The organism is Colwellia sp. BRX10-3 (assembly GCF_014077505.1).
GTDB lineage: Bacteria > Pseudomonadota > Gammaproteobacteria > Enterobacterales > Alteromonadaceae > Cognaticolwellia.
On sequence record NZ_JACGWA010000007.1, the window covers coordinates 41,712 to 55,059 of the forward strand.

General features: G+C 35.9%; 11 protein-coding genes. 3 read left to right on the forward strand and 8 right to left on the reverse strand.

Annotated elements, in window-relative coordinates; genetic code table 11:
- Positions 1–713: 713 nt before the first annotated feature.
- The 3 genes from H4J38_RS11590 to H4J38_RS11600 form a co-directional block, all read right to left on the reverse strand.
- Positions 714–1,586 carry a hypothetical protein gene (locus H4J38_RS11590; RefSeq protein ID WP_182131950.1) on the reverse strand — a complete coding sequence of 291 codons (873 nt, stop codon included), beginning with the start codon at positions 1,584–1,586 and terminating at the stop codon, positions 714–716.
- 1,020 nt (positions 1,587–2,606) lie between these two features.
- Positions 2,607–2,909 (reverse strand): DUF3301 domain-containing protein, encoded by a 303-nt coding sequence (locus H4J38_RS11595; protein WP_182131951.1) that lies wholly within the window; start codon positions 2,907–2,909, stop codon positions 2,607–2,609.
- Positions 2,910–2,917: 8 nt separating this feature from the next.
- Positions 2,918–3,958, reverse strand: a complete 1,041-nt coding sequence (locus H4J38_RS11600) for a DUF3549 family protein (RefSeq protein ID WP_182131952.1) — start codon at positions 3,956–3,958, stop codon at positions 2,918–2,920.
- A 382-nt stretch (positions 3,959–4,340) separates the two neighbouring features.
- On the opposite strand from H4J38_RS11600, the gene truC reads away from it, so the two are divergent.
- Positions 4,341–5,117, forward strand: a complete 777-nt coding sequence (gene truC / locus H4J38_RS11605; RefSeq protein ID WP_220465527.1) for a tRNA pseudouridine(65) synthase TruC — start codon at positions 4,341–4,343, stop codon at positions 5,115–5,117.
- 43 nt (positions 5,118–5,160) lie between these two features.
- Here the strand turns inward: truC and H4J38_RS11610 are convergent, their stop codons facing one another.
- The 5 genes from H4J38_RS11610 to H4J38_RS11630 all read right to left on the reverse strand — a co-directional run bounded on the left by H4J38_RS11610 (position 5,161) and on the right by H4J38_RS11630 (position 11,190).
- A complete protein-coding gene (locus H4J38_RS11610) occupies positions 5,161–5,514 on the reverse strand; it encodes a hypothetical protein (RefSeq protein ID WP_182131953.1) in 354 nt (117 codons plus the stop codon).
- Between the two features lie 306 nt (positions 5,515–5,820).
- Positions 5,821–6,651, reverse strand: a complete 831-nt coding sequence (dapD, locus tag H4J38_RS11615) for a 2,3,4,5-tetrahydropyridine-2,6-dicarboxylate N-succinyltransferase (RefSeq protein WP_182131954.1) — start codon at positions 6,649–6,651, stop codon at positions 5,821–5,823.
- A 29-nt stretch (positions 6,652–6,680) separates the two neighbouring features.
- Complete coding sequence (glnD, locus tag H4J38_RS11620; protein WP_259365503.1) at positions 6,681–9,305, reverse strand: [protein-PII] uridylyltransferase; 2,625 nt, start codon at positions 9,303–9,305, stop codon at positions 6,681–6,683.
- An 83-nt stretch (positions 9,306–9,388) separates the two neighbouring features.
- Positions 9,389–10,177: a type I methionyl aminopeptidase gene (map, locus tag H4J38_RS11625; RefSeq protein ID WP_182131955.1), complete on the reverse strand. Its 789-nt coding sequence runs from the start codon at positions 10,175–10,177 to the stop codon at positions 9,389–9,391.
- A 386-nt stretch (positions 10,178–10,563) separates the two neighbouring features.
- Positions 10,564–11,190 carry a hypothetical protein gene (locus H4J38_RS11630; RefSeq protein WP_182131956.1) on the reverse strand — a complete coding sequence of 209 codons (627 nt, stop codon included), beginning with the start codon at positions 11,188–11,190 and terminating at the stop codon, positions 10,564–10,566.
- A gap of 349 nt (positions 11,191–11,539) precedes the next feature.
- Between H4J38_RS11630 and rpsB the strand changes: the two genes are divergently transcribed.
- Both rpsB and tsf read left to right on the forward strand, forming a co-directional pair.
- Positions 11,540–12,268 (forward strand): 30S ribosomal protein S2, encoded by a 729-nt coding sequence (rpsB, locus tag H4J38_RS11635; RefSeq protein WP_182131957.1) that lies wholly within the window; start codon positions 11,540–11,542, stop codon positions 12,266–12,268.
- A gap of 94 nt (positions 12,269–12,362) precedes the next feature.
- Positions 12,363–13,235: a translation elongation factor Ts gene (tsf, locus tag H4J38_RS11640; RefSeq protein ID WP_182131958.1), complete on the forward strand. Its 873-nt coding sequence runs from the start codon at positions 12,363–12,365 to the stop codon at positions 13,233–13,235.
- Positions 13,236–13,348: the final 113 nt, after the last annotated feature.

Below are 13,348 nucleotides of genomic sequence, written 5' to 3' on the forward strand. Positions count from 1 at the left end.
ATGTAACTTAATGTGACGCTTTAAGTTGATGTTTTTTAATGTTTTTATTTGTGCATTTAAATGCCATCATTTACTTTTACTGTTTTTTTTAATTTACTCACTTTGAATAGTTCGCATTTAGTCTACTATTATAACTGTCAGGAAGACAAAGGGATTACAAATAACGGTAAGGATATACCAATAGGATGCTTAGATTAGCAAAGAGATAGGATGTCTCGCAAGGATAGATGGACTAAATTGTCACGGAATAGTCATCAGGAAGATGAGTACAGACAATTGATGTAACTCGGATAGTTACTTTTAAGGACAATGAGGACAGCAAATGGTTTGCTAGGAAAGGCTAGGGATAGCTCTTTATGGATGAAGCGGGATCATTATATATTTATGCAGGATGCATATAAGCTAGTTATAGAAATGCGGTTCATAGAACCGCTTTTTTATGCCCAAAATTTATTCATTGTAGTTCAATCAACCTGATTCTTTAATCCTTATCAAAACAACGCAATAGCCAATGCCTACTTCGCTTCAAATTCTTAGTAGCTATTAATCAACCCATTTCTTGGCAACCCTCGCTTTGAGCTGATTGTGTAGCTATATCTGGTATTAAGATATTCGCTTTGGTCATACAAATTTAAACATTAAGTAAAAAATTACAATGTGCCATAAAGTATTGAAATCTGGTATGCCAGCTTATATCCATCTGGTGTTCTTGCTTAATATTCAATTAAATTGGCATAAAAGGGCGATTTCCCTAACGTTGCTTGGCTACCCTTTAGTGAAAAGTTGTAACCGCAAAGCGCAAAGCTATTTTTAAAAGCGATATTTTTAATTAACCTTTTAGTATCTAATGGTGAGAAGTAGGCATAATAGCCGCTGTCCGCTGTGCTAACACTATAGGTTCTTATTGCTTCTTCATCATTAAACTTGATAGTTTCACAGCTTTTATCACCTTTAGCAGTGCCTAGGGCCCAAACTTCACGATTATTTTTCACATCAGCTTGCCAATGGATAACAATAGCTTCATCCGCAGCGATCATGACAGAAAAGTTATCTGGCAATGTTAATTTATGTTGATAGCTTGTTGTTTCTTGAACTTGGCTTGTTTGCTCTATAGGGCTTAGAGTTGGTGATGATCGTGAAAAAATCAAAGATATTACCAGCACTAACATAAATAACGAAATAATTACCGCGATAGTGATCCGAGCATTTTTTTTACTAAAGAGTGCTAATCGAATTGATTCAGCAAGTTCTATTTTGTCTTGTATATTCGCACTAGAGTGATTCATTTGGCTTGTTGAAGAACTGTTTTCAATACTGTCTGTAAATGGCGAATAGTGACTTTGAGATACCGAAGGCTGATTAACATTGATACTATTCATTGTTGGTTCAACACGTTGGTTGTTGTGTACGTTTGCTTTATTTACTGGTTGAAAGTCTGATAAATTAACCGGACCATTATAGCCAAGTATATAGCGTTTTTGTCTTTTACTTGGATAAGTTAACAGTAGTAAACTCAAAAATAATGGCATCAACAACAACCAATAGCTAATGCCATAACTGGTAAAGATAATAATTAAACCTGTCATTAATAAGCTGCCCGCGGGAGCTAAAATCCATTTGCTATTCAGTTGTGCATCATTTAATCGGCGCCGAGTCGTCGTTAAGCAAGTTAATGAACATACTAACAGTATGACACTGACGCTTAATTTATAATCACTTAAGCTCAAATTTAAAATGATAAAAGCAATTAAGCATGAAAGCATAATAAAGATAAAACGTTGTCGATTATCAAAACCGTGCCAGCAATATAGTGACTTAATAAGTTGCACAAAACCTCCGAAAATAAGTCAGCTCTTTATTGTATGCGCTGACTTGAAAAATACTAGAATAAAAACTCCATGAGAGTGGGCAGGGTAACCAATTTCAACTGCAAAGTCAGTTTATCTAGACGATTTATTTGGGTATTTACGGGGCAGTACAATACATAGTTATTGGGTTAGTTATTTTAAGTGATTTGAACATGATTTAAAGTGCAGTTCTTCGGTATAAATTTCGATGTTCTAGGTAGTAAGGTAAATATTTAATATGTGTAGGACTGGTTATTATAAATGAATGATGAAAATCGTAATTTGAGCAAAATTATGTAAGAGATATCTGTAGGTTTTGTCAGTTGGTACGAATTAACTTGGTTTTTATCTGTTATTGTTTTTTTATAATACTGATTTTTAATGTTTATTTTATTTAAATGGTTTTTTATTAATACCACATACGAAAATAAAACTGTTACCGTCTATTTTATAAAATCACTTCAATTAAACTTGTTGTTGTCAAGGAGACGCAGAGTTAGGGAAACCGATTAGGTACAAAAGCATTGACAGTGATGTATTTATGGATTAAATGGAATTATTGTTAAAAATGGAGTTAGATTATTTAATCTTAGGTAAATAAGGATGTTATGCAGGATGTATAGGTTATTCATGGAGTGAACTGATTTTTTAGGGAAGAAGTGCTAAAGGATAGCAAGCCAAGGATATAGTTAAATAATCAAAATGAAAAAGCGACATTATGTCGCTTTTTATTTGCCTGCTCATTTATTTTGAGGTTTATTAATTTACACGGTAAGCAGGAGTGTCAATATTATCGAGCTTGTAACCTCGCAATGTCATCGTGCCATGGTATGTTGATTCACCATCACCACTAAATTCAAAATCGAAATTACTCAGCCAATGCGGCCCCAAGTGTTTAGAAAATTTAAATCGGCTAGAAAGACGCGCTATCGCTAAAAATTGTAAATTTTCTTGTTTACAATATTTATCAGCATGTGAACGTGCATACTCTGCGACTTTTCGTAAATACACGAAATACCAAAAAAGTAACCCTATAAAAAGTAAATAGTAAATATTTTCCATGAGAATGCCTATTGTTTAAAAAGCATGCCAATGGCTTGGGCCAAATCTGGGCTGCGTTTTGGTGAACGAATTGCTTGCAATAGTACGGGGCGTATCAATGGTATTGCAACTAAATCTTTAAATATTGCCGAAAATAATTCGTTATCATTGTCTTTTATTAAATGTTCTAAATAGACAAAAAGCACTTTTTCAGTACTTAATATTGGCCATAAACGACCCGCAATAATAATCAGTATTTCGTCATTAAGTGCTTTATTAGTGATTAAAGACGTCAAAAATTCGTGACTAAAAGGATGTTCAGTACTCGATGCAAGTGCACGCAGTAATGCTATAGCCGCTGTATTGTTATTATCATTTATTTCTCGCTGGAAACGTGACGTTATTTGCATAATAACTTCAGCAGATAACGTGATATTTTCAAGTGCAGAACATAGAGGCACAAGTACTTGTTCAGGCAAATAACTTAAAGCGTTTGCTAAAGTATCGTTATTGTTAACTTCATTTAATCGAAAGGCAAAGTCAGATAAACCTTGCACACCTATCTCTTGCCAATATTGCCAACCGTTATCGCCTGATAAGTAACTTTGTGCAGGTGCGTAGAACTTGCTGGCATTTTGTTTAAGTAAAGATGATACAACACTGTTTACTGCGGCTAATTTATATTGAACGGGCGTAAAGTGATAGGGGTTTTTCTTAAGCAAAGCTTCTTGCTGCTCGGTTGGACTTACCGTGAGATTATCACCTAATGCTTCAATGATAATAGCAATAAAATGGTTTCTAGCTCCTTGATTTAATAAGCCACGTTCATCTAGAGGTAGTTTTATAAACCATAAATAAGGGCTAGCTGATTGTTTTTGCCAAAATGCAATAGCGAGCAATGCATGCCCTTGAATAGGATAAGGATAAGGTAGTTGAGCCGCCTCAATTTTTTCAAATTGCTCTTTCGATATTTTATCTACTCGACGACCAATATCATAAATTCGATATTGAGAATCAGATAAGCTCAGTAGTGCTGAAATTGAAGAAATAGTGTCTGAAGTTGTACTCATATAATATTACTGTCGCTATTTAAAGTTAATAAAAATTGATAAAAGAAGGTACAAGTTGTTATGGCGCAATATTATAGAGATAATAGTGATTTAACTCCACCGTTAATCTTTTCTCTTAGTAACTAAATTAAACAAAAACTAAGCAGTTTTATTGATGGACTTTGTTCAGGATAAGTAGCTATAAAACCATAGTAAGTTATATATCATCAATGATTTTTTATTAACATTGCATATGTTGTTGAATACATCGCTGAAGACTTAAACTGGCTTGTTTATTGTATTTAATGGAAAATATACAGTGAATAATTCGCAACAAAAAATATTGATGGCTTACTCTACAGGGGCCAATAAATAATCATATATATGAGAAGAATACATCAGCATGACAATTAAAAATGCCGGAACGGTAATTGTTGATAAACCCGTGTTAAAAATTTTATATCAAGACGAGTACTTGGTTGCAGTTGATAAACCTGCAGGGCTATTTGTCCATCGAAGTTTTATGGATAAAGATGAAATTTATTTTGCTTTACAACTTATTCGTGATCAAATTGGTCAATATGTTTACCCATTACACCGACTTGATCGGCCAACTTCAGGTGTGTTGATGTTTGCTTTAACTCAAGATGTTGCTCGCTTAATGGGGCAGGCGTTTAGTGAGCGGAGGATTCAAAAAATCTACTACGCGTTAACGCGAGGACACTTGTTAAATGATGGGACAATTGACTACTCATTAAAAGAGAAGCTTGATGATTTAGGGGATAAAAATGTTAGTCGTGACAAAGAAGCGCAAAATGCGATAACTGACTATCATTCTGTAGCTACAGCTTCATTACAGGTGCCATTAGGGAAGTATTCAAGCGTTCGGTATTCGTTAATTAAATGTCGGCCTCATACTGGGAGACGTCATCAAATTCGACGACATTTAGCGCATTTACGTCACCCTATAATTGGCGATATAAATTATGGCGACAATAAGCAAAATCCATTTTTTGGTGAGCACTTTGGTTTTAAACGTTTAATGCTAATCGCTAAGCAAGTAGATTTTATTCATCCAGTTACCGGAACAGCGGTGACGATTGAAGCAGAGTTTGATACACAATGGCAGCAAATTTTTAATGAATTTGAATGGCAAGAGTTAATGCTTAATGTGCTGTAAATTACTATGCAAACGCGTATGTTTGAAATTACTTTAATTGCACTTAATTTGGACCGCTAATTAGCACAGAATTAAAGTCTTGTGCAATTAATTTACTGTAGCTGTTGGTAGGTCTTGTTGTTGTGTACTTATCATTAAAGTCGTCATTGTACTCATCACTTTTAGGCCCTCTAATTTCGACCGCGTTGACAAAGTAGATGGATTGATAATTTTCACGTTGTTCAGCAAAGGCCAACATCATTTGTTGATCTTGTGTCATTTCACGGTTCAATAAACTCATCATTAAGTGGTGGTCTGAAAGCAAGGTTTTTTTGCTAACAACAATTTTGGGTGTTGTACTGCAAGCTGATAGAAAAATAACAATTACAATAGCGATCAATAGTGGTAATTTTTTCATAATACTTTTGCTAATTAAGTGCACTTATTATCACTATCGCAAAGGTTATGCCAATTGTAATTTTGACTATGTTTAATTGTGTTTTTTTATCGGTGTTTGATTAATAAGTTATTGATTTATAATGGGTGGTTTGATTTTTTTTGTATTTAATAAATTTGAAGTTATTGTAGAAAAGGGGATTATTGGCAAATTATTTATTGTGTGATTACTGTTGTTAACTTAGTGTCAAAAAAACATCATTTTATAAAATCACACAATATTTTTATTAAATAATATTGTATGATTTTATTATGTAATAGCCGTTATTTACTCATCAGATACAGAGCGAAGTAAAGCATTAATACCCACTTTCGCACGCGTTTTTGCGTCAACCTTTTTAACGATAATCGCAGCATATAAGCTATAAGTACCACATTTAGAAGGCAAGTTGCCGGGAACAACCACTGAGCCCGCGGGTACTCGGCCGTAATGTACTTCGCCGGTTTCTCTGTCATAAATACGGGTACTTTGACCGATATAAACGCCCATTGATATTACCGCTCCTTCTTCGACGACTACGCCTTCTACAATTTCTGAGCGAGCTCCGATAAAACAGTTGTCTTCGATAATTGTTGGTCCAGCTTGAAGGGGTTCAAGTACGCCACCAATACCAACGCCACCAGATAAATGTACGTTTTTACCAATTTGCGCGCAAGAGCCTACAGTTGCCCAACCGTCTACCATACAGCCTTCATCTACATAGGCACCAATATTAACGAAACTCGGCATTACCACAACATTTTTACCAATAAAGCTACCGGTACGCACTGAAGCACCCGGAACAATTCTTACGCCGTCAGCGACAAAGTCTGCGTGGCTATAATCAGTATATTTCATTGGTACTTTGTCGAAGAACTTGCTTTCTGCACCGTCAATAACTTCGTTATCCCAAATTCTAAAAGAGAGTAACACCGCTTTCTTTAGCCATTGGTGAACCACCCATTCACCGGCAATTTTTTCTGCAACGCGTGCAGAGCCATTATTTAACGCCGCTAGTGCATCTAAAACGGCTTGTTTTACTTCAGTAGATACAGTAGCAGGCGTTATGTTCATTCGTTCTTCGAACGCTTGCTCAATAATTGTTTGTAATTGTGACATGGAGATCCCTAATATTAATATTGTAAAATTTATCGCTGACTATCTGAGCAAAGCATAGCTTCTAATGCGTCTTTTTGTTCTTGAGTAAGCGCGAGATTGTCATTATTTGAAATCGTAAAAACATCTTCAGCTTTTTCGCCAAATGTAGTGATTTTAGCTGAATGTATTTGAATTTTGCACTTTTGAAAAATAGTGGCAATATTCGCTAACAGCCCTGGATGATCTAGCGCCACTATTTCCAGTAAAGTACGATTTTTAGCAGCACCGGCTATAAAGCTAACATGCGTTGGCACTTTAAATTGGCGAAACCTTTTTGCCAAAGGTTTTGGCTTGATACGAATTTGCTTTGAGGCTAATTTAACACTTAATGAACGGGCTATGGTCAAAGCTCTAGCACTATCATTAATAGCTTTATTGCGGTTATCTAACACGACAAAAGTATTTGCCGTGTAACCCGATTTATTGGTGGTGATTTTTGCATCATGAATTGAGAGCTTTTTTGCACCAAGCAATGAAACAATATTAAAAAATATATTGGGTTTATCTTTTGTATAAACAAATACTTCTGTTCCACCACGATAAGGTTTTGGACTTATGATGACCAAGGGCTTATCTTTGTTGTGTGACAATATATGTTTAAAGTGCCAAGCAATTTGTTCAGGTGAGTAGCGTAAAAAGTAATCCGCTTTAAACTCTTTCCACAATTGCTTTAAACGTACTTGATCGATTGTTTCTGCTTTTAAAATTTCAATCGCTTGTTGTTGGTTTTCTCTGATTTTAGCGCGTAAATCGACCGGTTTTTCAAGACCACGTCTAAAGGCTCGCTTGGTACTAAAATATAAATCTTCTAGTAAATTGGCTTTCCAACTATTCCATAAACTTTCGTTGGTAGCGCGCATGTCGGCGACAGTTAAACAATATAAATAATCTAGATGAGCTTCATCACGAACAATTTCAGCGAAAGTTTTAATAACTTCAGGATCTGATATATCTCTGCGCTGCGCGGTAACTGACATTAATAAATGCTTTTCAACTAGCCAAGCTATCATGCGACCATCGTGATCACCCAATTTATGGATTTTAGCAAAATCTAACGCGTCAATCGCGCCAAGTTTTGCATGATCGCCACCACGTCCTTTGGCAATGTCGTGAAATATACCGGCAAAATATAATAGCTCAGGTTTGCGTACACGCTGAACAATTTTACTGCACAAGGGGTATTCAGCATTATGTTCTGCTTGGCTAAAACGGTACAAGTTTTTCAATAAACGATAACTGTGCTCATCGACAGAATAGGCATGAAACAAATCAAATTGCATTTGACCAACAATATTACGCCACAGAGGTAAATAGGCACCAATAATTGAATGGCGGTGCATCAATGTGAACGCTAAACCTAAACCACGAGGGTGTTTAATTAAGGCGACAAATATTTCTCTACATCGCTCATAGTCAATCATGCCTGAAACTAAACGTCGGCGCGCATTTCGCATTAAACGCAAGGTTTCAGGATGTAAATCAGTAATTTCTTTGTGTTGTGCTATCAGTAAAAACATTTCCATGATCATGGTTGAACGAGTAAAAACCCGTTTATTACAAACCTTGATTTGACCGTCAATAATCACGAAGTCCTCATTGAGGACAATTTCTTTACTGTGTTTTTTCTCGTTTAAAATAGCGTATTCAAAATGCTGTAGCAGCATTCTATTGAGCTCTGAAACGCGAGATATAATACGGAAAAAACGCTTCATCATACGTTCAATAGCAAGCTTGCCGCCATCACCAAACCCCATTAATTCAGCAACATCGGCCTGATAATCAAACAGTAAGCGGTTTTCATTACGTCCGGCAATAAAGTGTAACGCACAGCGCATACGCCAGAGATAATCTTGACACTCAAGCAGTTCAAAAAACTCATTAGTGGTTAGGTAGTTATGGTCAATCAATTGCTCTAGGGTATCAGCCATAAAATGGCGTTTGGCTACCCAGCCAATGGTTTGAATATCTCTTAAACCACCGGGGTTTGCTTTTAAATTTGGTTCAAGCGTATAAGATGCGCCATGGTATTGTTGATGACGCTGATATTGCTCATTGCGCTTGGCAATAAAAAACTTCTCAGAAGTCCAAAATATATCTTCAATCAACAAGGGTTGTAACTGAGATACTAAAGCGTTATTGCCACAAATCTGACGCATTTCCATCAAATTAGTTGCTATGGTAACGTCGTCAATTGCTTGGTTTAGGCATTCTTTTATACTGCGAACACTGTGACCAATATCCAGTTTTACATCCCAAAGTTGGGTAATAAAAGCAGATATTTTTTCGGCTAAGTCATCTGCTATTACATCTTGGGTAATTAATAAAATATCAACATCTGAATAAGGATGAAGCTCTCGACGGCCATAACCGCCAACAGCAGCCAAACTAATTTGAAACTCATCTAAATGGTGTTGGCACCATAGTTTGGTTAAAATTAGATCAACATAGAAGGCTCTTGCAGCAACAAGCGAGGTAACTTCACTGATGGGGAACTGATCTTGTTGCCACTGAAGAAATTCATTACTGAGTAAACATATTTGTGAGCTACTTAATGAAGGGGCACTAATGGCTAGAGCTTCACTGTATTTTTCTGGGATTAATGATGGTGTATTCAACAGTTAGCTCTCATATTTTTATTTATATTGCCGTTAGCCTTTAATTTACAAATACCTAAATTAGTTAATGGGTAATTGGCAATTTAATTATGCAGTATGCGGGCGATGGTATCATCTTTACGCAAGGTTAATATTTCACAGCCAGTTTTAGTAACCACAACCGTATGCTCCCATTGCGCTGATTTTTTAGCATCTAAGGTATATACCGTCCAATTATCTTCTTTATCAAGCAAGGTGTTAGCACGACCTAAATTAATCATAGGTTCAATAGTGAAGCACATGCCTTCTTGCATTTTTTCACTGTCATTATTTTTATAATGAACAATTTGTGGCTCTTCGTGAAATTCTTTACCAATACCATGACCGCAATATTCTTTTACTATTGAATAACGCCCAGATTTTTTGATGAACTTTTGAATTGCTGTACCTATTTCACCAAAGGTATTGCCAGGCTTAACTTTTTTAAGACCAACATATAAAGATTCTTGAGTAATGCGACAAAGACGATTGTCTTCTGCTGAGGTTTCGCCAATGAGAAACATTTTACTAGTATCACCGTGATAACCATCTTTAATGACGGTAATATCAATATTGATAATGTCGCCATCCACTAATGGTGTGTCATTTGGAATGCCGTGACAAACCACGTGGTTAACTGAGGTACAAATGGACTTTGGAAAACCATGATAATTTAATGGTGCAGAAATCGCATTTTGCACTTTATCAGTATATTCAGCACATAAAGTATTAAGCTGATCTGTTGTAATGCCTTCTTGAACATGAGGTTCTATCATTTCCAATACTTCTGCAGCAAGTTTTCCCGCAATTCTCATTTTCTCTATTTCTTGCTGATCTTTAATCGTGATTGTCATAAAACCTCAAATGTGAATCTGTACTTAATGTCATTAGGATAAATTAGTTATCGGCTTAACATTCTCTCAAGAGAATGAAAAATTATAGCTGTAGATAAATAATCATTGTTACTGATTTTACCTGCTTTTTTTACCTTTGCCCAATCGTAAAATGCCAGAGTAAATAATTAAATGTTATATGCTGGTGTTTGCTGAGTATAGTGTCCAAATACTACGGATGAAAAAAATATAAAAACACTTAGAAATAAAGTCATTGTTGATTTCTATGTTTATTGAAAAATGCTTTAAAAGTAAATCTTTTAAACTGGGCGTATTTGAAATTTACCTTTAGGCGCAATATTGATGACAACGCAAAGCTGCCATCAATAACACTATGGTAAATCAGCTTATGATAAATTTTCTAGTTCAAGCTTCACTGCTTCTATTATCGCTTCAGGGTTTTCTAAATAAAGGTTGTGGTTCAACAACACTAAACTTTCATTGCAAGCTAATAACATGGCTGGAATAGCTTGAGTGCCAATAATCTCTTGCACTTCTATGATGTCATGAATGGCAAATTCAGCATCTTTAGTTAACTTGTTAGATTGAAGACATTTTGCTGGAGGTGAGAGCTTTAGCTCATCAATAATGTCACTAACACTTTCTTCGTCGGTCAGTTCGTTACCTAAAACAAAGTGTGCATATTGTAACTTTTGCAATAATTCAAAAGCAGATTTTGCTGATTTGTTTTGCACCCACGCCATTAAATTCGCCACTAATGTAGAGTCTTTTGTATAATTGAGTGTATCAATGTAGTTGGCACCAAACGCTACTTGACTAAATTCGCCAACAGCTGAAAGAGTGATCGGCGATACTTTGTTGTCGCCATCGTAATAACCTATATGCATAGCTCTAAGGGTAATAGCCGGAAAAGCGCTTAACACTTTTTCAACTAATACGGTTGAGGCATAGCTCCAAGGACAATGGCTATCGTAAATATAAAAAAGTTCTGCAGTAGGTGTGTTCAATGACATGATTTAATTAGCTTGATAAAAAAAGTAAGTTAATTTTAACTCGCTGGTATTAAAGATCCTAGTCCTAAGCAAAATAAAATATCATTAGGGTTAATTTCAAGCTAAAAGCTGGTTAATTGTTCGAGTTTATGGTATAAAGTGCGCCGTTAATTTGTTTGTCTGAATCTTCAATAGATTTCTCAAATATTTTTAGCATAAAGGGTATTGAAAAAATTCAATACATTAAAACTAAACTCACATACATCTAGCAAAGATATACCGGGGTGCTCAGCGAATTTACGATAAGTAAAACGCAATAAGGGTCGTGTATATTGGATGTATGAACGCTTAACCCCACAAAGGAAAAAACATGCCAAACGTTTCTATGCGCGATATGCTTAAAGCAGGTGTTCATTTCGGTCACAAAACCCGTTATTGGAACCCAAAAATGAAATCATACATTTTTGGTTCACGCGATAAAGTTCATATCATCAACCTTGAACAAACTGTTCCAATGTTCAACGAAGCTCTTGCTGTATTAAGCAACGTTTCTGCGAAGAAAGGTAAAGTTTTATTTGTTGGTACTAAACGCGCTGCAAGCGATGCTATAAAAGATGCTGCAATAAAATGTGATCAATTCTACGTAAATCACCGTTGGTTAGGTGGTATGTTGACTAACTGGAAAACAGTTCGTCAATCAATCAAACGTTTAAAAGATCTTGAAGCTCAAAGCTCAGACGGTACTTTTGAAGCACTTACTAAGAAAGAAGCTTTAATGCGTACTCGTGAAATGGAAAAACTTGAGAAAAGCCTTGGTGGTATCAAAAACATGGGTGGTTTACCTGATGTTTTATTCATCATTGATGCGGATCACGAGCACATTTCTATTAAAGAAGCTAACAACTTAGGCATTCCAGTAATTTCTGTTGTTGATACAAACTCAAATCCAGATGGCGTTGACTACATCGTTCCAGGTAACGATGATGCGATTCGCGCTGTGACCTTATACCTAGATTCAGCTGCTAATGCTGTTCTTTCAGGTCGCGAGCAAAACATCGCAGTACAAGCAGAAAAAGACGGTTTTGTTGAAACTGAATAAATTCAGTTTTAAGTAACGTTTTATACTGTTATTACCACAACAGCCAAGGTTGTTGTGGTAATTACTGAACACTTTTTATATTGAGGAAAATTTCATGGCAATTACTGCTGCACAAGTTAAAGAATTACGTCAACGCACAGCTGCGGGCATGATGGATTGTAAGAAAGCTTTACAAGAAGCTGATGGCGATATGGAACTTGCGATTGAAAACATGCGTAAGTCTGGCCAAGCGAAAGCGGCTAAAAAAGCAGGTAACATTGCTGCTGAAGGTACTATTTTAATTAAAACTGAAGCTGGCGTTGCTGCTTTAGTAGAAATTAACTGTCAAACTGATTTTGTAGCTAAAGATAATAACTTCCTAGCTTTTGCTAACGAAGTTGCTGATGCTGCTGTTGCTTCTAAAGCAACTATCGAAGAGCTACAAGCTCAATTCGAAGAAAAGCGTATTACACTAGTGACAAAAATTGGTGAAAACATCAATGTTCGTCGCGTAGAGTACATTGAAGGCGCTTTATTAGCTTCATACAGTCACGGCGCTACTATTGGTGTTGTTGTTGCTGGTGAAGGTGATGCAGAATCTCTTAAGCACATCGCTATGCACGTTGCTGCAAGCAAGCCTGATTACATCAACCCTGCAGACGTTCCTGCAAGCGTAGTTGAAAATGAACAACGTATTCAATTAGATATTTTAAAAACTGAAAACGATGCTCTTGAAGAAAGTAAGAAAAAGCCAGTTGATTTACTTGAAAAGATCATCATCGGCCGTATGAAGAAATTTACCGGTGAAATTTCTTTAACAGGTCAAGCTTTTATTATGGAACCTAAGAAAACTGTTGGTGCTATATTAAAAGAGAAAGGCTTAACTGTTTCTTCATTTGTACGTTTAGAAGTTGGTGAAGGTATTGAGAAAAAATCAGAAGATTTTGCTGCTGAAGTAGAAGCACAAATCGCTGCAGCTAAAGGTTAATTTACTTCGGTGAATTAATATTAGCTCAATTGAAAAAGCGCCAGTAGGCGCTTTTTTTTTGGCAAAAATTTGAAGCTTATTAGACTCTTTTTATATTAGAGTTTTTTCTTAAC

What these genes read in the sequence shown, in the direction of transcription:
- H4J38_RS11590 (WP_182131950.1), bottom strand. Translation starts at nt 1,586, where the DNA reads ATGACAGGTTTAATTATTATCTTTACCAGTTATGGCATTAGCTATTGG.
- H4J38_RS11595 (WP_182131951.1), bottom strand. Translation starts at nt 2,909, where the DNA reads ATGGAAAATATTTACTATTTACTTTTTATAGGGTTACTTTTTTGGTAT.
- H4J38_RS11600 (WP_182131952.1), bottom strand. Translation starts at nt 3,958, where the DNA reads ATGAGTACAACTTCAGACACTATTTCTTCAATTTCAGCACTACTGAGC.
- truC (WP_220465527.1), top strand. Translation starts at nt 4,341, where the DNA reads ATGACAATTAAAAATGCCGGAACGGTAATTGTTGATAAACCCGTGTTA.
- H4J38_RS11610 (WP_182131953.1), bottom strand. Translation starts at nt 5,514, where the DNA reads ATGAAAAAATTACCACTATTGATCGCTATTGTAATTGTTATTTTTCTA.
- dapD (WP_182131954.1), bottom strand. Translation starts at nt 6,651, where the DNA reads ATGTCACAATTACAAACAATTATTGAGCAAGCGTTCGAAGAACGAATG.
- map (WP_182131955.1), bottom strand. Translation starts at nt 10,177, where the DNA reads ATGACAATCACGATTAAAGATCAGCAAGAAATAGAGAAAATGAGAATT.
- H4J38_RS11630 (WP_182131956.1), bottom strand. Translation starts at nt 11,190, where the DNA reads ATGTCATTGAACACACCTACTGCAGAACTTTTTTATATTTACGATAGC.
- rpsB (WP_182131957.1), top strand. Translation starts at nt 11,540, where the DNA reads ATGCCAAACGTTTCTATGCGCGATATGCTTAAAGCAGGTGTTCATTTC.
- tsf (WP_182131958.1), top strand. Translation starts at nt 12,363, where the DNA reads ATGGCAATTACTGCTGCACAAGTTAAAGAATTACGTCAACGCACAGCT.